The sequence below is a fragment of the Pigmentiphaga sp. MLSB6-MA01 genome (genome assembly GCF_058793475.1).
Map to the genome: position 1 here is coordinate 162,698 of NZ_JBXAFV010000010.1, position 16,481 is coordinate 179,178.

General features: G+C 66.3%; 16 protein-coding genes. 10 read left to right on the forward strand and 6 right to left on the reverse strand.

Annotated elements, in window-relative coordinates; all coding sequences use genetic code 11:
* Window positions 1-36 precede the first annotated feature (36 nt).
* On the forward strand, window positions 37-1,005 hold the full coding sequence (locus AC1Q6E_RS17535; RefSeq protein WP_492573184.1) for a Bug family tripartite tricarboxylate transporter substrate binding protein: 969 nt from the start codon (window positions 37-39) through the stop codon (window positions 1,003-1,005).
* Window positions 1,006-1,039: 34 nt separating this feature from the next.
* Here AC1Q6E_RS17535 and AC1Q6E_RS17540 read toward each other — a convergent pair whose 3' ends face one another.
* A complete protein-coding gene (locus AC1Q6E_RS17540; RefSeq protein WP_152798436.1) occupies window positions 1,040-1,813 on the reverse strand; it encodes an IclR family transcriptional regulator in 774 nt (257 codons plus the stop codon).
* A 53-nt stretch (window positions 1,814-1,866) separates the two neighbouring features.
* On the opposite strand from AC1Q6E_RS17540, the gene AC1Q6E_RS17545 reads away from it, so the two are divergent.
* Window positions 1,867-2,796, forward strand: a complete 930-nt coding sequence (locus AC1Q6E_RS17545; RefSeq protein ID WP_492573185.1) for a fumarylacetoacetate hydrolase family protein — start codon at window positions 1,867-1,869, stop codon at window positions 2,794-2,796.
* Between the two features lie 31 nt (window positions 2,797-2,827).
* Window positions 2,828-3,106 carry a DUF2164 domain-containing protein gene (locus tag AC1Q6E_RS17550; RefSeq protein WP_152798438.1) on the forward strand — a complete coding sequence of 93 codons (279 nt, stop codon included), beginning with the start codon at window positions 2,828-2,830 and terminating at the stop codon, window positions 3,104-3,106.
* Between the two features lie 9 nt (window positions 3,107-3,115).
* On the opposite strand, the gene AC1Q6E_RS17555 is transcribed toward AC1Q6E_RS17550, so the two are convergent.
* The 4 genes from AC1Q6E_RS17555 to dnaA all read right to left on the reverse strand — a co-directional run bounded on the left by AC1Q6E_RS17555 (window position 3,116) and on the right by dnaA (window position 9,118).
* Window positions 3,116-3,367: a hypothetical protein gene (locus tag AC1Q6E_RS17555; protein ID WP_152798439.1), complete on the reverse strand. Its 252-nt coding sequence runs from the start codon at window positions 3,365-3,367 to the stop codon at window positions 3,116-3,118.
* 155 nt (window positions 3,368-3,522) lie between these two features.
* On the reverse strand, window positions 3,523-5,973 hold the full coding sequence (gene gyrB, locus AC1Q6E_RS17560; RefSeq protein ID WP_492573211.1) for a DNA topoisomerase (ATP-hydrolyzing) subunit B: 2,451 nt from the start codon (window positions 5,971-5,973) through the stop codon (window positions 3,523-3,525).
* A 275-nt stretch (window positions 5,974-6,248) separates the two neighbouring features.
* Window positions 6,249-7,355, reverse strand: coding sequence for a DNA polymerase III subunit beta (dnaN, locus tag AC1Q6E_RS17565; RefSeq protein WP_296559384.1), 1,107 nt, complete (start codon window positions 7,353-7,355; stop codon window positions 6,249-6,251).
* 242 nt (window positions 7,356-7,597) lie between these two features.
* Window positions 7,598-9,118, reverse strand: a complete 1,521-nt coding sequence (gene dnaA, locus AC1Q6E_RS17570; RefSeq protein ID WP_296559386.1) for a chromosomal replication initiator protein DnaA — start codon at window positions 9,116-9,118, stop codon at window positions 7,598-7,600.
* 371 nt (window positions 9,119-9,489) lie between these two features.
* Between dnaA and rpmH the strand changes: the two genes are divergently transcribed.
* The 6 genes from rpmH to AC1Q6E_RS17600 all read left to right on the forward strand — a co-directional run bounded on the left by rpmH (window position 9,490) and on the right by AC1Q6E_RS17600 (window position 14,466).
* Window positions 9,490-9,624 carry a 50S ribosomal protein L34 gene (gene rpmH, locus AC1Q6E_RS17575; protein WP_124077582.1) on the forward strand — a complete coding sequence of 45 codons (135 nt, stop codon included), beginning with the start codon at window positions 9,490-9,492 and terminating at the stop codon, window positions 9,622-9,624.
* A 46-nt stretch (window positions 9,625-9,670) separates the two neighbouring features.
* Window positions 9,671-10,039: a ribonuclease P protein component gene (locus AC1Q6E_RS17580; protein ID WP_152792592.1), complete on the forward strand. Its 369-nt coding sequence runs from the start codon at window positions 9,671-9,673 to the stop codon at window positions 10,037-10,039.
* Window positions 10,040-10,082: 43 nt separating this feature from the next.
* Window positions 10,083-10,388: a membrane protein insertion efficiency factor YidD gene (gene yidD, locus AC1Q6E_RS17585; protein ID WP_296559392.1), complete on the forward strand. Its 306-nt coding sequence runs from the start codon at window positions 10,083-10,085 to the stop codon at window positions 10,386-10,388.
* Window positions 10,389-10,553: 165 nt separating this feature from the next.
* Window positions 10,554-12,218, forward strand: a complete 1,665-nt coding sequence (yidC, locus tag AC1Q6E_RS17590) for a membrane protein insertase YidC (RefSeq protein WP_296559393.1) — start codon at window positions 10,554-10,556, stop codon at window positions 12,216-12,218.
* Window positions 12,219-12,410: 192 nt separating this feature from the next.
* The gene (mnmE, locus tag AC1Q6E_RS17595; protein WP_492573212.1) at window positions 12,411-13,781 is read left to right on the forward strand and encodes a tRNA uridine-5-carboxymethylaminomethyl(34) synthesis GTPase MnmE; all 1,371 of its coding nucleotides are present in this window, start codon (window positions 12,411-12,413) and stop codon (window positions 13,779-13,781) included.
* A 205-nt stretch (window positions 13,782-13,986) separates the two neighbouring features.
* Entirely contained in the window at window positions 13,987-14,466 is a 480-nt protein-coding gene (locus AC1Q6E_RS17600; RefSeq protein WP_152794463.1) for a YaiI/YqxD family protein, read from the forward strand.
* Here AC1Q6E_RS17600 and AC1Q6E_RS17605 read toward each other — a convergent pair.
* Window positions 14,458-15,693, reverse strand: a complete 1,236-nt coding sequence (locus AC1Q6E_RS17605) for an MFS transporter (RefSeq protein ID WP_492573186.1) — start codon at window positions 15,691-15,693, stop codon at window positions 14,458-14,460. The genes AC1Q6E_RS17600 and AC1Q6E_RS17605 overlap by 9 nt on opposite strands.
* A 199-nt stretch (window positions 15,694-15,892) precedes the next feature.
* Here AC1Q6E_RS17605 and AC1Q6E_RS17610 point away from each other — a divergent pair, with 199 nt between their 5' ends.
* Window positions 15,893-16,471, forward strand: a complete 579-nt coding sequence (locus AC1Q6E_RS17610; protein ID WP_152792588.1) for an HD-GYP domain-containing protein — start codon at window positions 15,893-15,895, stop codon at window positions 16,469-16,471.
* Window positions 16,472-16,481 lie beyond the last annotated feature (10 nt).

Consider the following 16,481-nt stretch of genomic DNA (forward strand, 5'->3'; position numbering starts at 1 on the left):
AGGCCCGAGTACGACAATATCCCAAGGAGACAACTCATGAAGATCATGCATCTTGCCAGCGCCCTGTGCGCACTGGCCCTTTCGGCCACGGCCGCGCAAGCGCGCGACGCCGCCTATCCCGCCCAGCCGATCCGCCTGATCGTGCCCTTCGCGCCCGGCAGCACCAGCGACACGTCGGGCCGCGTCATCGCGCAGCAGCTCGCCAGCCGCCTCGGCCAGGCGGTCACCGTGGACAACATGCCGGGAGCCGACGGCCGCATCGGCATCATGGCGGCCAAGAACGCGCCGGCCGACGGCTACACCCTGGTGCTGGGCAGCTGGACCAATCTGTCGGTCAATCCCATCGTCGTCAAGGACCTGCCCTACGATCCGCTCAAGGACTTCAAGCCCATCTCGGGCGTTACCCGCAGCATGCTGGGCATCGCCGTGCCGGCCAACTCGCCGTACAAGACGCTGGCCGACCTCGTCGCCGCGGCCAAGGCGCAGCCCGAGAAGCTGAACTTCGGCAACTTCGCCTGGGGCTACCGCCTGGCCACCGAATGGTTCTCCAGCATCGCCGGGATCCGCTTCACCCCGATCTCGTACAAATCGACCAGCCAGATGAACACCGACCTGATCGGCGGACAGATCGACGTGGCGATGGACGGCGTCGCCTCGCTGGCGCCGTCGGCCAAGGCCGCCAAGCTGCGCATCCTCGCGGTCACCGGGGAAAAGCGCCACGTCGAGTTTCCGGACGTGCCCACCATCCGTGAAAGCGGCTATCCCGACTACACCATCTATGGCTGGTCGGCGTTGATGGCGCGCACGGAAGTCAGCGACGCGATCACCCGGCGCCTGGCCGACACCATGAAGGAGGTGCTCGACTCCAAGCCGATCCAGGAGTTCGCCGAAAAGGGCGGCTCCGAACTGCTCAAGCGCGACCCCGAACAGATGCGCGCCTTCAACGTGAAGGAAATCGCGACACTGCGCACGGTTGCCGACAAGGCCGGGCTGGTCGCGCAGTGAAACCGGCCGGACCGGTGCGGCACGCGCGCCCCGCTCAGTGCCCGAACTTGTCCGGCAAGGCCTCCATATGCTTGCGATGAAGCTCCACCACCCGCTGCAGCGCCCTCAGGAAATCGAGCTTCTTGGCGCGCAGCGCCACGAGGCTCGCGCCGATGCCCAGGGCCATCGGCGGCTGATGAACCGGCGCGGCCAGCAGCAGCGTGATGATGCCGGCCCCCGGCGTCGACACGCCTTCGCTGTAGGCATAGCCGCTTTCGCGGTACTGCTGGATACGCTTGCCCAGTTCCGCCATCGACACCCGGTGCTCCGGCAATTCGTGCGCGTTGATCTGGTTGACCAGCGCCCACAGCTCGGACGGCGGCTTGAGCGACAGCAGCACGGTGCCCATGGCCGACCGCAGCAGCGGCCGCAGCGTGCCCGGCGCCACGTCGCGCCGGTGCAGGGCGTCCGGGCCGCGCACCACGTGGATGTACTGCACGTGGTGGCCGCTCTGTATCCCCAGCGTGGGCGTACCGCCCGTTTCCTCGCGCATCTGGTACATCAGCCGGGCGATCGTGCCGTCGGCCATCAGCGCATCGTTGACCCAGATGCCCAGCAGCGCCGCTTTCACCGTCGGCACGAAGGTCCGCTCGCTGGACGAATGGTCGAGATAGCCCATCTCGCTCAGCGTACGCAGCAGGGCCAGCGTGCTCGAGGCTGGATAATCCAGCGCCGCGGCGATCTCGCTCAGCGTCGCGGGCGCCTTGCGCCGCGCGAAGAACTCCAGAATCTCTATGGCCCGTTGGGCCGACTTGACCTTGGGCGCCATGCTCTTGCCTCCACCGTTGCGCCTACCCGCATTCTTTCAGCCAGGAACGAACCATGAAACTCGCCACCATTGAACTCGGCGGCCGCCAACTGCCCGCACTCTTCCTGGACGACGGCCGCGTCTGCGACCTCCAGGCCTTCGCCCAGGCCGCCCCGCCCGCCACGCTGCCCTTCCCGTGGCCCGAGACCGGCCGCCTGACCATGATCGACCTGGCCGCCGGCGGCGCCGCCACCTGGGCCTGGTGCCGCGACATCGCCGCCGTCGCCGACGCCCACCTGATCCAGCCCGGCAGCTACCGCCTGCTGGCGCCCATCCCGCGCCCGCCCAAGAACATCTTCTGCCTGGGCCGCAATTATAGGGAGCACATCCAGGAAGATAACGTCTCGCGCAACCTCGACACCGACGTGCCCCAGCATCCGCAGTTCTTCACCAAGCCCTGGACCGCCATCGTGCCGCACGAAGGCGCCATCCGCTACGACCAGCGCGTCACCCGCCGCCTGGACTACGAGGTCGAACTCGCCGTCGTCATCGGCCAGGGCGGCCGCGACATCGCCGAAGCCGACGCTCCCGGCCACATCTTCGGCTACACCATCCTGAACGACATCAGCGCCCGCGACCTGCAGAAACGCCACGACCAATGGTTCAAGGGCAAGGCCATCGACGGCAGCTGCCCCTTCGGCCCCTGGATCGTCTCGCCGGAAGCGGTGGGCGATCCCCATGCGCTGCGCATCTCGCTCAAGGTCAACGGCGAACAGCGCCAGGACGCCAGCACCAGCGCGATGATCTTCTCCATCCCGCGCACCATCGCATCGCTGTCCTCGGGGCTGACGCTGGAGCCGGGCGACGTGATCGCCACCGGCACGCCCTCGGGCGTCGGCTATGCGATGAATCCGCGCCAGTGGCTCAAGGACGGAGACGTGATCGAGTGCGAGATCGAGAAGATCGGGACGTTGGTGAACCGGGTGGAGGAAGTGATAAATTGACCGGCCCGACGCCCCCTGACAGCAAGCCGGCATGACCATCGAACTCGACAAGCAGGTCCGGACCACCGCCATCGCTTCGATCCAGCGGTACTTCGACCAGAACATGGAGGAGTCCATCGGCAACGTCGCCGCCGGCGGGCTGCTCGCCTTCTTCATCGAAGAGATCGGGCCCGCGATCTACAACCGGGCGGTCGCCGACGTGCAGGAACGATTGCAGCTGCGCCTCTCGGAGATCGATCTCGAAGTCCACGAGGAAGAGTTCGCCTACTGGCGCAAGTACGACCAGGCTGGCAAAGGGCGTCGAAGCTAGGCGCGCGCGTCACCCACGGCGCGCTCGCCACCACAACGCCCAGGCCGCCAGCGCCGGAATGCCGAACAACGCCACGTGGATCGGCAGTTCTTCGGCCAGGGTGTAGCCGTGGGACAGCCCGGTGCGCAGGTTCCAGATGGACACGCCCAGCCAGGCCAGCGTGAAGAGGCTCGCGGTCCGGGTGCGATGCGGCGAGGGGGCCAGGCGCAGCAGCGCGATGGCCAGGATCAGTCCGACGGCGATGAAGATCAGGGTGCGCATGGGGGCCTCGCTGGGGGACCTCCAGCATAAGGCAAGCGGTGCGTCGGATAAACCCCGGCGGGAGAAACGGCGCGCGCCCCGCTGGAGGCGTTGCGGCGCGGAATGGACAAGGCGCGGGCGCCGGGCTGAACGCGCCGGCGCCCGGGGGCGCCACCTCAAACGTCGATATTCCCCGCCATCAACGCATGCGTCTCGATGAACGCCCGGCGCGGCTCGACGTGGTCGCCCATCAGCGTCGTGAAGATCTCGTCCGCCGAAATCGCGTCCTCGATCTGCACCCGCAGCAGGCGGCGCACGGTGGGATCCATGGTGGTTTCCCAGAGCTGCCCGGGGTTCATTTCGCCCAGGCCCTTGTAGCGCTGCTTGGACAATGAACGCTCGGCCTCGGCGCGCATCCAGTGCATGGCTTCGCGGAAATCGGCCACCGGCAGTTCCTTGCGCTTGTCGCCTTCGCCGCGCTCGATCTTGGCGCCCGGGCCGATCAGGCCCTGGAAGGTCTGGGCGGCGTTGCGCAGCACGCTGTAATCCGGACCCTCGACGAAATGCCGGTCGATCACGCTGACGCGGATGTTGCCGTGGTGGTTGCGATGGATTTCCAGCTTGGGCTGCTGGGTTTCCTCGTCCACCGAGACCTTGACCTGCACCACGCCGGGCATGGACGGGTCTTCCAGTTCGGCCTGCAGGCGCTGGCGCGACAACCCGGCCTGGTCCACGGAAGACAAGTCCGCTTCGAAGCCGCGCACGACGGCCGACAAGGTGGCGAGGTCGACGAAACGCGACAGGCGCTCGATCACGGCGTCGGCCAGGTTGTACTGGCGCGCCAGTTCCTTCAGCGCATCGCCGGCGATGGGCTGGGCGTCGGCCGACGGGACCAGGCGGGCATCCTTGAGCGACAGCTCCAGCATGAAGGCGGCCTCTTCCGTGTCGTCCTTCAGGTAGCGCTCGTCGCGGCCGACCTTGACCTTGTACAGCGGCGGCTGGGCGATGTAGACGTAGCCGTGCTCGATCAGCTGCGGCATCTGGCGATAGAACAGCGTCAGCAGCAGCGTACGGATGTGCGCGCCGTCCACGTCCGCGTCGGTCATGATGATGATGCGGTGGTAGCGCAGCTTGTCGATGTTGAAATCGGGGCCGATGCTGGTGCCCAGCGCGGTGATCAGCGTGGTGATCTGCTCGCTGCTGATCAGCTTGTCGAAACGCGCCTTCTCGACGTTCAGCACCTTGCCGCGCAGCGGCAGGATGGCCTGGAACTTGCGGTCTCGGCCCTGTTTGGCCGAACCGCCGGCGGAGTCGCCCTCGACGATGTAGATCTCGGACTTCGCCGGATCCTTTTCCTGGCAGTCGGCCAGCTTGCCCGGCAGCCCCGCGCCTTCCAGCACGCCCTTGCGGCGCGTCATCTCGCGCGCCTTGCGCGCGGCCTCGCGGGCGCGGGCGGCCTCGACGATCTTGCCGCACAAGGCCTTGGCGTCGCTGGGGTTCTCGAGCAGCCAGCTCTCCAGGCTGCGCGCCACGGCATCCTCGACCGAGGGACGCACTTCGCTGGAAACCAGCTTGTCCTTGGTCTGGCTGCTGAACTTGGGCTCGGGCACCTTCACCGACAGCACGCAGGTCAGTCCCTCGCGCATGTCATCGCCGGTGGTTTCCACCTTGGCCTTCTTGGCCAGCTCGTTCTCGTCGATGTACTTGTTGATGATGCGCGTCATCGCCGCGCGCAGGCCGGTCAGGTGGGTGCCGCCGTCGCGCTGCGGGATATTGTTGGTGAAGCACAGCACGCTTTCGGTGTAGCTGTCGTTCCATTGCATGGCCACTTCCACGCCCACCAACGCACCGCCGGCCGACGACTCGGTGGCCACCGCGAAGACGTTGGGATGCAACACGGTCTTGGCCCGGTTGATGTACTCGACGAAGCCCTTGACGCCGCCGCTGAAGGCGAAGTCCTCTTCCTTGCCCTGGCGCTCGTCCACCAACTTGATGCGCACGCCGTTGTTCAGGAACGAGAGCTCGCGCAACCGCTTGGACAGGATCTCGTAGTGGTACTCGACGTTGGAGAAGATCTGCGAGTCCGCCAGGTACTGCACCCGGGTGCCGCGCTTGTCGGTCTTGCCCACGACCTTCAGCGGCTCGACGCGCTCGCCGCGGCGGAACTCCATCTGGTGCAGCTCGCCGTTGCGGCGGATGCTCAGACGGAGCCATTCGGACAGCGCGTTCACGCAGGACACGCCCACGCCGTGCAGGCCGCCCGAGACCTTGTACGAGTTCTGGTCGAACTTGCCGCCCGCGTGCAGCTCGGTCATCACGATTTCCGCGGCGCTGCGCTGGAATTCGTCGTCCTTGTGCACGGCGGTCGGAATGCCCCGGCCGTTGTCGGAGACCGAGATCGAGTTGTCGGCATGGATCGTGACCACGATCTCGTCGCAATAGCCGGCCAGCGCTTCGTCGATGGCGTTGTCGACAACCTCGAACACCATGTGGTGCAGGCCGGTGCCATCGGAGGTATCGCCGATGTACATGCCCGGCCGCTTGCGCACGGCCTCCAGCCCCTTGAGCATCTTGATGGAGTCGGCGCCGTAGCTGTCCGACGAACCGGACGCCGGGCCTGCGGCCATCGCATTGCCAGCAAGAGTGCTATCGATCTCGCCCGTATCGGGCGCGGTATTCTGTTCGGTCATGAGTATGCAACCATCCACACTGCGCGGGCATGACTTCCACCCTGCAGGAAAAAACTAGAAAAGAACAATCCACCCCATCAGGGGCAGCACCGGCACCAGCACCGGCGTAACAAACCAAGCCCCTTTCTCCCAGACCCAGGATGCGGTGGATCCGGCTTTGCCGGTCCACCCGCATCGCCCCTGGGGGCGCGCGTAAGCGCGTAGGGGGGGCCCTAAATCCGCATGGGCATCACGACATACTTGAAGTCCGAGTTGTCAGGCAGGGTGATCAGCGCCGAGGAGTTGGCGTCGCCCACGCTCCACTGCACCGTCTCGGCCTTCAGGTTGCCCAGCACGTCCAGCAGATAGCTGACGTTGAAGCCGATGTCCAGGGGTTCGAAACCGAAGTCGATCTCGAGTTCTTCCTGGGCCTCTTCCTGTTCGGCGTTGCTGGCGGAGATCTTCAGTACATGATCGGCCATCTGCATCCGCACACCCTTGAATTTGTCGGTGGTCAGGATGGCGGCGCGCTGCAGGCTGCGCTGCAGCGCCTCGCGGGCGATCGGGAAATGCTTGGTATAGCCGTTCGGGATCACGCGCTGGTAGTCCGGGAACTTGCCCTCGACCAGCTTGGAGATCAGCTCGACGTCGCCGAAGCGGAAACGGATCTGGTTGGCCGCCACCGAGATCTCGATGGGCTCTTCGCTGTCGTCCAGCAGGCGCAGCAGTTCCAGCACCGTCTTGCGCGGCACGATCACTTCCTGCTTGGGCGCATCGGCATCGATGGCGACCGCGCAATAGGCGAGGCGGTGGCCGTCGGTGGCGACGCAGCGCACGTTGCTGCCGTCCAGGACCAGCAGCATGCCGTTCAGGTAGTAGCGGATGTCCTGCTGCGCCATCGCGAAGTGCACCATGTTCATCAGGTGCTTGAACGACTTCTGCGTCATGGTCAGCGAAGCGTTCCACGAGGCCGGCTGGGCCACGGTGGGAAACTCCTCGGCCGCCAGGGTCTGCAGCGCGAAGCGGCTCTTGCCGGACTGCACCGACAACTTCTTGTTGGCGAGTGACAGGGCCACGTCACCGGTATCGGGAAGAGCGCGCAGGATATCGAGCAGCTTGCGGGCTGCCACGGTGGTGGATTCAGACGCATCACCCACGCCGAAGTCGGCATGGGTGGTGATCTGAACCTCGATGTCGGTAGACACGAACGACACGCGGCTGCCTTCCTTGCGCAACAGGATGTTGGCCAGGATGGGCAGGGTATGCCGCCGTTCCACGATGCCTGAAACGGTCGCGAGCGGCTTCAGCAATGCATCGCGTGAGGCTTTGACCAATTGCATATCCAATCCTTCTTTGGGTTGGTAGTTAATAGGACCCTGTGGACAACTGGAATTTCTTCAAAAAACTATTATAAATCAAGAACTTGTCCAGTTTTTTGGCGAGTGGGGAACTGGCCTGGAGAATAGCGCACAACCATGAACAACTTTCGATCGAAAAAAACGGCGCCGGGTTGTCCAGAAATGCTCCACGGTTTTTCCACAGTCAAGCGCACAAGGTCCCGGATGGGGTTCGTCGCGGTTCGTCATCCTTTCAGGGTTTGCTCGAGCACGTGCAGCGAATGATTCAACTCCGCCTGCTTGGCCCGGGATTCCGAAATCTTGCGTACCGCGTGCAACACCGTGGTGTGGTCGCGGCCCCCGAAAAGCTCGCCGATCTCGGGCAGGCTCTTCTGGGTGAGTTCTTTCGCCAGATACATCGCGATCTGGCGCGGCAAAGCGATATTGGCGGGCCGCCGCTTGGAATACATGTCGGCGACCTTGATCTTGTAGAAGTCCGCCACCGTCTTCTGGATGTTCTCGACGGTGATCTGGCCATTGGACACGGACAGCAGGTCCTTCAGGGCATCCTTGCAGACGTCCACCGTGATGGCGCGGCCATGGAACTTGGCATAGGCCAGGACCTTGCGCAGCGCGCCCTCCAGCTCGCGCACGTTGCTGCGCAGGTGCTTGGCGATGAAGAAGGCCACTTCCTCGGGCAGGTGCACGCCCTCGGTCTCCGCCTTCTTCAACAGGATCGCGACCCGCATTTCCAGCTCGGGCGGCTCGATGGCGCAGGTCAGGCCCGAGTCGAAGCGGGAGATGAGCCGGTCGTCGATGCCGGACAATTCCTTCGGATAGGTGTCGCTGGTGATGATGATCTGCTTGCGCAGCGCCACCAGGGCCTCGAAGGCGTAGAAGAATTCTTCCTGCGTGCGGTTCTTGCCCGAGAAGAACTGGATGTCGTCGATCAGCAGCAGGTCCAGCGAGTGGTAGTAGCGCTTGAAATCGTCGAAGGCCTTGCGCTGGTAGGACTTGACCACGTCGGACACGAATTGCTCGGCGTGGATGTAACGGACCCGCGCGGCAGCGTTCTCGGCCATCATGGAATTGCCGATGGCATGGATCAGGTGGGTCTTGCCCAGCCCCACGCCGCCATACAGGAACAGCGGGTTGTACGAGGTGCCCGGATTCTCGGCCACCTGCAGCGCCGCGGCGCGGGCCAGCTGGTTGGCCTTGCCGGTGACGAAGTTCTCGAAGGTCAGCTCGACGTTCAGCCGCGACCGTTCATAGATGCCCGTGGCTTCGTTGATCTCGGGCTTGGCCGGAGCGGCGCGCTGCACCGGACGGGGAGCGTCGGTCGCCCGCTGGGCCGCGCGGGCGGCGGCGGAATTGACCGCGGCGACCGGATCGCCGGGAAAACCCAGCGGCGCCTGCGGAGCCGGCCGCGGCGCGGCATGGCCGTTGCCGATGGGTCCATGGCCGTTGCCGGCCGCGGGGGCGGGGCTGGGTGCGGGCGGCCGCAGCGGGGCGGCCATGCGGGGGGCATCCAGTTCGAACTTGACCTGCACCGGGCGCTGGAACCACTGCGCCGCCAGAGATTCGATACGGCCGGAAAAATTGCTGCGCACCCAGTCGAGCTTGAAACGATTGGGCGCCGCGACCCGCAACACCGCCTCGGCTTCATCGAAGGCGAGGGGGACGAGGGGACGTATCCAGGCGCTGTACTGCTGAGGAGTGAGTTCCTGCTCTAGCGTCTGGGCGCAGGTTTGCCAAAAATCTTCCATGAATCTCGCTAATAGGATCGGTGCGCCCACGCAGGACAGGGGGCGCGAAGGATGTTCTTGGTGGCCGATCCCGAAACCCCCGATTCTACTCCTCCGGGCGAAAGTTATCCACAGGCGGGCCAGCGCGCTCATGGGGGCGCCGTGCCTAACTGATTGACAACATTGAATTTATTTGACACCATGGAGGGCTTTCCGAATTTCACGAAGGAATTCGGGCTGAATCCAAGACCCTGGGTTGGCAGTCTTTCCAAGGATGCATGTTGGGCCTTGTGCGCGCTTGATCGTTCAAGCTTCGCCGGGCAACAGGCAGACCGGGACTGCGCAAGCTTCCGGGGCGGCTTTCATACCCATACCGGAACCCAGGAACTGTCATGAAACGTACTTACCAACCTTCCGTCACCCGCCGCAAGCGTACCCACGGTTTCCGCGTGCGCATGAAGACCCGCGCCGGCCGCGCCATCATCAACGCCCGCCGCGCCAAGGGCCGCAAGCGCTTGGCCATCTGACGGCAGTGCCGGTTGTTGCACAGGCCGGCTTAGCAGCGTTGCAGCATTGAATCCGCGCGCGTCGTTTCCCGGCACCGCGCGGTTGCGCAGTCCGGCGGAGTTCGCCCCTGCGCTGAAAGGGCGCCGCCTTGCGAGAGGGGCGCTTTTTGTTTTGAGCATGGCGCCGTCGGCCCAGCCCCGGCTGGGCCTCGTGGTGGGCAAGCGCTACGCTCCGCTGTCGGTCAGCCGCGCCGCCCTGAAACGCGTCGCGCGCGAAGCCTTCCGGCTGCGGCGCACGGAACTGCCGGCCGGCGATTATGTCTTCAGATTGCATGCCCGCATTCCTTCGTGCTCGCTGACCGAGCTCAAGCGCCAGGCCAGGCAGGAAATCGACGCCCACCTGGCCCGGGCAACGAAGGCGAACCGCCCCGGCTAGACCAGACGGCCGAAGCGGGTTTTTCCCGCAACAGGGGCCCATCGTGACGGAAACCCATAGCAACGCGCTGCCAACCGGCTCGACGCTCCCGCGCCGCCTGCTGATATGGCCCATCCGTTTCTACCGTTACTTCCTGAGCCCCTGGATCGGCCAGTCCTGCCGCTTCACCCCCACCTGCTCCGCCTACACCATCGAAGCCATCGACCGCCACGGCCCCGCCCGCGGCACCTATCTGGGCCTGCGCCGCATCTGCCGCTGCCATCCTTACGCCAACGGCGGCCTGGACCCGGTGCCGCCGGCAGGCCGGCACGGCAAAAATCGATCGACTGGCACAGAACCTCAACAATGACCCCCGATACTCTCCCCGGCACCCTGTCAGCCCGACCCAGGATGCGGTGGATCCGGCTTTGCCGGTCCACCCGCATCGCCCCCTGGGGGACGCGCGTAAGCGCGTAGGGGGGGGCCTTGCTACACTAGCGGACTTTGCCGCGACGACGATTGGAACTATCCGTCCATGGACATGCAACGCACCATCCTCTGGATGATCTTCTCGCTATCCCTGCTTTTCCTGTGGGATGGCTGGCAGAAGTACAACGGACATCCCTCGATGTTCGGCTCCGCCCCCGCCAAGACGGCGACGGCACAGGCGCCACAGGCCCAGCCCGACCAGGCCGGCGTGCCCTCAGCGACGCCGGCGGCCACGCCCGTTGCCGGCACCGACGGCGTCCCCGGTAGCGCGCCCCAGGCCCTGCAGGCCTCGCCCGCGGAAAAGATCGTCGTCACGACCGACGTGCTGCGCCTGACCTTCGACACCGTGGGCGCGCAGATCGTCAAGGCCGAGCTGCTCAAGCACGCCGACATCGAAAACCGCGAGCACCCCACCGTGCTGCTGGACGATTCCGCGCAGCGCGTCTACCTCGCGCAAAGCGGCGTCATCGGCGCCCCCAACGGCGCGTCCTTCCCCACGCACCGCACGCCGTTCCACGTCACCACCCCCGCGCGCGAACTGACCGGCGACAAGCTGGAGATCTCGTTCGAGGCCGAGAGCGACGGCGTCAAGCTGACCAAGACCTACACGCTGCACAAGGGCCAGTACGCCATCGACGTGCGCCACAACCTGGCCAACGTCGGCACCGAGCCCGTCTCGCCTTCGCTGTATTTCCAACTGACCCGCGACGGCAACAAGCCGCCCGGCGAAAGCCATTTCTACAGCACCTTCACCGGCCCGGCCATCTATACCGCCGAAAGCAAGTTCCAGAAGGTCACGTTCTCGGACATCGAGAAGGGCAAGGCCTCGTTCAACAAGTCGGCCAACGACGGCTGGCTGGGCATGATCCAGCACTACTTCGCCGTGGCCTGGGTGCCGCCCGAAGGCGTGGCCCGCACCTACGACATGTCCAAGGTCGGCAACAACCTGTACGCGGTGCGCGCCATCGAGCCGGTCGGCTCGCTGGCCCCCGGGACCGGCAACACGGTCGATGCCAAGCTGTGGATCGGCCCGCAGGACCAGTCCGCCATGGCGGCCGTGGCCCAGGGCCTGGACCTGGTGGTGGACTACGGCTGGCTGACCATCATCGCCAAGCCGCTGTTCCTCTTGATGACCTGGCTGCACAAGATGCTGGGCAACTGGGGCTGGACCATCGTCGCCCTGACCGTCGTCATCAAGGCGGTGTTCTTCCCGTTGTCGGCCGCGGGCTACAAGTCCATGGCGCGGATGAAGAAGGTCGCCCCGCGCATGCAGGCGCTGAAAGAGAAGTTCGGCGACGACCGCCAGAAGCTCAACATGGCGATGATGGAGCTGTACCGCACCGAGAAGATCAACCCCGTGGGCGGCTGCCTGCCGATGATCGTCCAGGTGCCGGTGTTCATCGCGCTGTACTGGGTGCTGCTGGCCAGCGTGGAAATGCGCAGCGCGCCCTGGATCCTGTGGGTGCACGACCTGGCCTCGCCCGACCCCTGGTTCATCCTGCCGGCCCTGATGATGGCCACCATGTTCCTGCAGATGAAGCTCAACCCCACGCCGCCCGATCCCGTGCAGGCCAAGGTCATGATGATCATGCCCCTGGTGTTCGGCGGCATGATGTTCTTCTTCCCCGCGGGCCTGGTGCTGTACTGGGTGGTGAACAACTGCCTGTCCATTGCCCAGCAATGGTTCATCACCAAGCAGGCAACTAGATAACCCCCCTACGCGCTTGCGCGCGCCCCTCCGGGGGCGGCACTGGCGGACCGGCAAAGCCGGATCCGCGGTGCCACTGGGTCGAGTGGCTGGCAGTAGGGCCGTTTCGGGGAACCGGGGCGGCCTTTTGTTTTACAGTGCGGGGACCGGGTTGCCCCCGATGCGCTTCACCGCCTTTTCCGAACTTCGCCCATGATTTCCGACCAGGATCCGATAGCCGCCATCGCCACCGCCGCCGGACGCGGCGGGATCGGTGTCGTACGCGTGTCGTCGCGCCAGCCGCTCGATGGACTGATGCATGCGCTGCTGGGCCGCGCGCTGGCGCCCCGCCATGCGCACTACCTGCCTTTCCGCGACGGCGACGGCGGGATCATCGACGAAGGTATCGCGCTGTCCTTCCCTGCACCGAATTCCTACACCGGCGAACACGTGCTGGAATTGCAGGGCCACGGCGGTCCGGTAGTGCTGCGGCGCCTGCTGGCGCGCTGCCTGCGGGCGGGCATGGAGATGGGCCTGCGGCTGGCCGAACCCGGCGAATTCACCCGCCGCGCGTTCCTGAACGACCGCATGGACCTGGCCCAGGCCGAGGCCGTGGCCGACCTGATCGACGCGTCGTCCGAGGCCGCCGCCCGCAGCGCGGCGGCCTCGATGACGGGCGTGTTCTCGGCCGAGGTCAACGGCCTGGCCGACCGCATCGTGCACCTGCGCATGCTGGTCGAGGCCACGCTGGATTTCCCCGAAGAAGAGATCGAGTTCCTGGAGAAATACCAGGCGCGCGAGACCCTGGCCGTCATCCAGGCCGATCTGGCGCGCCTGCTGTCGCAGGCGCGCCAGGGCGCCATCCTGCGCGAGGGCCTGCATGTCGTGCTGGCCGGCCAGCCCAACGTCGGCAAATCCAGCCTGCTCAACGCGCTGGCGGGCTTCGATGCCGCCATCGTCACCCCCATCGCCGGCACCACGCGCGACAAGGTCGTCCAGCAGATCGACATCGACGGCGTGCCCCTGCACGTGGTCGACACCGCCGGCCTGCGCGAGACCGAGGACACCGTCGAGCGCATCGGCATCGAGCGCACCTGGGCCGAGATCGGCAAGGCCGACGTCATCGTGCACCTGCTCGACGCCACGCGTCCGGGCCCCGAACTCGACGCCGCCATCACCTCGCGGCTGCCGCCCCGCACCCCGGTGCTGGAAGTCGTGAACAAAATGGACTTGGTCGAGGACGGCCAGATCGGACAGGCCCAGGCCGCCGGCGCGAAACGGCTGCCCGTGTCGGCCAGGACCGGGCAGGGACTGGACGGGTTGAGGCGCGAACTGCTGGCGATCGCGGGGTGGAATCCCTCGGCGGAGTCCCCCTATCTGGCTCGCGAGCGCCATATCCACGCGCTGCTGACGACGGCGAATCACCTGGAACTGGCGGCCGGGCATGCGGCGCAGAGCGACCGGGTGCTGGACCTGTTCGCCGAGGAGTTGCGGCTGGCGCACGAGGCGTTGACGTCGATTACCGGGGAGTTCAGCAGCGATGACCTGCTGGGGGTGATTTTTTCGCGCTTCTGCATCGGGAAGTGAGCGCCGCGGCTCAGCGCGGCGCATGCCTGGTCCCGCTGCCCCCCATGCTGCATCGGATGGCCGTGCTCACGCGCGAATTCGGCGGTCCGCAACGCCGACCTGTCGACCCCATCCATTACCGCACCCATTTACACCCATTCGGTGGAAAATGAGATCATCGCAAGACCATCGGAATCACCCCATCATCAACGACATCATGAATCCCCTGCGCATCTGGGTCGACGCCGATGCCTGCCCCGCGGTCGTCAAGGACATCCTGTTCCGCGCCGCCGACCGCTGCGCCGTCCAGGTGACCCTGGTCGCCAACCAGATGCTGCGCACGCCGCCGTCGCGCTGGGTGAACGCGGTCCAGGTGCCGCGCGGTTTCGACGTGGCCGACGCCTATATCGTCGAGCAGGCGGCAACCGGCGATCTCGTGATCACGGGCGACATCCCGCTGGCGGCCGAGGTGCTGAAGAAGGGCGCGGCGGTCCTGAACCCGCGCGGCGAGCGCTATACCGAGGCGACCATAGGCGAGCGCCTGACCATGCGGGACATGCTGGAGGAACTGCGGTCCGGCGGCGTGGCGACCGGAGGGCCGGCGGCGTTCAACCAGGCGGACCGGCGGGCGTTCGGCAATGCCCTTGATCGGTTCCTGCAGGGCGCCCTGGCAGGCCGGCCTCGCGCGACACCCGACCTACCGTAGCGGCGATGCCGCCATGGTCCGCCGCATCCACCGGAACTGCAACGCGACCAGCGTGGCCAGCAGCACCAGGTTGGCCAGGTTGCTCAACACGCCGGTCAAGAACGCCGGATCGTACGAGGCGTACTGGTCGTACATGTACCCCGCCAGCCATCCGCCCACCGCCATGCCGGAGCCGCTCATCAGCATCAGCGACGGCACCCGCCAGTAGGCTTCCCTGGCGGGGAATGCCTCGCGCACGGCCAGGACATAGGCCGGGATCAGGGCGCTGAAACCCAGCCCGAAAGCGATCGAGACGGTAAACAGCCCGAACTGTTCGGTCACGTACAGGTAGCCCGAGACGGCGGCGGCCTGCATCACGGAGCTGATCAGCGCCGTGCGCAGCCCGCCGATGCGGTCGGCGACGAGTCCCCAGGCCTGCCGGCTGATGAAGGCCGCGGCCAGCAGGACCGAGAGCATGGCGGCGCCCACGGCCGCCGGCAGGCCGCGATCGGAGCACAACGCGACGAGGTGGCTCTGGGGCATGGCCATGGGAATGCAGCAGAGGAAAGCGGCAACCGCCAGCATGACGAAGACGGTATTGGGACGCAGGCCGAACACGGTGGACCGCCCGCCGCCGCCGCGGTCCGCCGCGCGGACGGACGTGTCGACGGCGGGCCGCAGGAAACGCATCGCCAGCACGAGGACCACCGAGGCTTCGAGCACGCCGTAGCCCATCATGGTCGCGCGCCAGCCCCAGGTGGCGATGGTGTGTTCGAACACCAGGGGCCAGACGACGCCGGCGATATAGCTCCCGCTGGACAGCAAGGCCAGCGCGGAGCCGCGCCGGCGCTCGAACCACTGGCTGACATAGACGTACAGCGGCGCGTTCAGCCCCCCCATGCCAAGGAATCCGATGAACACGCCATGGCCGAGATACAGCAGCCAGGGCTCGCCCAGGGTGGAGATGAACAGCCCCAGGCAGACCGATACGGAACCAGCCATCACCGTCCAGCGTACGCCGAAGCGGTGCGCGAGCCGTCCCATCATCACGCCGCCGAGCGCGGACCCCAGCCAGGCCAGCGAGCCTCCCAATGCGGGCACGGAGCGGGCGCCTCCCATTTCGCCGGCGATGGCCTTGAGCCCGACCGTGGCGATGAGCGGCGCACCGAAGGTCATGCCCAGGCAACAGAGGGCGGCGATGGTGATGATCCAGGACGCCCTGGAGTCGACCAGTGAAGGGGAAGCCATATCGTCAGACACCCATGCTCGGCCCCGCGCGGCAGGCGCAAGGACTACGGCCTATCGGAAGGCCTTCGATGGGCTTCCGTCTCCCCCCAGGCTCCGGGCCGGGCGGGCGAGCGCCAGGGTACCACGGTGGCGCGGCGCGGTGGTCCCGACGGCTGGCGCCTGGCAGTAGAATGCGCACGGGTTTTTTTGCAATCGACCGATGTCCGACGCCATTCCCGAACACCCCACTCTCGATCCCCTCTTCGTCGCGCTGAGCGAGCGCTGTGCCGAGACCCACGAGCATTGCGACCGCGTGAGCCAGTTGGCCTGGATGCTGGGCAGCGCCTGCGGCCTGCCCGCGGGCGAGCTCCGGCTGCTGGCCGCGGCCGCGCGTTTCCACGACATCGGCAAGATCGGCATTCCCGACGCCGTCCTGCACAAGCCGGGCCGCCTGGACGCCGACGAGCGCGAACTGATGATGACCCATTCCGAGCGCGGCGAGCGCATCTTCGCCGCCGTCCCCTGCGACGAGGCGAGCGCCGTCGCCACGGCCATCCGCCATCACCACGAATGGTTCGACGGCGCCGGCTATCCCGACGGCCTGCACGGCGAGCAGATCCCGCTCCTGTCGCGCATCGTGAGCCTGGCCGACAGCTATGACGCGATGGCCTCGACGCGGCCCTACCAGCGGCCGCGCACGCACGAGGACATCATACGGATCATGCGGGAGGAACGAGGACGCAAGAGCGACCCTCGGCTGTACGACCTGTTCGAACAGCTGACGCAAGGGCAGGCATAGCGCCGAGCCG

Bases quoted from the DNA above. Each gene is read 5' to 3' on its own strand.
- AC1Q6E_RS17535 (WP_492573184.1), top strand. From the start codon at position 37: ATGAAGATCATGCATCTTGCCAGCGCCCTGTGCGCACTGGCCCTTTCG.
- AC1Q6E_RS17540 (WP_152798436.1), bottom strand. From the start codon at position 1,813: ATGGCGCCCAAGGTCAAGTCGGCCCAACGGGCCATAGAGATTCTGGAG.
- AC1Q6E_RS17545 (WP_492573185.1), top strand. From the start codon at position 1,867: ATGAAACTCGCCACCATTGAACTCGGCGGCCGCCAACTGCCCGCACTC.
- AC1Q6E_RS17550 (WP_152798438.1), top strand. From the start codon at position 2,828: ATGACCATCGAACTCGACAAGCAGGTCCGGACCACCGCCATCGCTTCG.
- AC1Q6E_RS17555 (WP_152798439.1), bottom strand. From the start codon at position 3,367: ATGCGCACCCTGATCTTCATCGCCGTCGGACTGATCCTGGCCATCGCG.
- gyrB (WP_492573211.1), bottom strand. From the start codon at position 5,973: ATGGCCGCAGGCCCGGCGTCCGGTTCGTCGGACAGCTACGGCGCCGAC.
- dnaN (WP_296559384.1), bottom strand. From the start codon at position 7,355: ATGCAATTGGTCAAAGCCTCACGCGATGCATTGCTGAAGCCGCTCGCG.
- dnaA (WP_296559386.1), bottom strand. From the start codon at position 9,118: ATGGAAGATTTTTGGCAAACCTGCGCCCAGACGCTAGAGCAGGAACTC.
- rpmH (WP_124077582.1), top strand. From the start codon at position 9,490: ATGAAACGTACTTACCAACCTTCCGTCACCCGCCGCAAGCGTACCCAC.
- yidC (WP_296559393.1), top strand. From the start codon at position 10,554: ATGGACATGCAACGCACCATCCTCTGGATGATCTTCTCGCTATCCCTG.
- AC1Q6E_RS17605 (WP_492573186.1), bottom strand. From the start codon at position 15,693: ATGGCTTCCCCTTCACTGGTCGACTCCAGGGCGTCCTGGATCATCACC.
- AC1Q6E_RS17610 (WP_152792588.1), top strand. From the start codon at position 15,893: ATGTCCGACGCCATTCCCGAACACCCCACTCTCGATCCCCTCTTCGTC.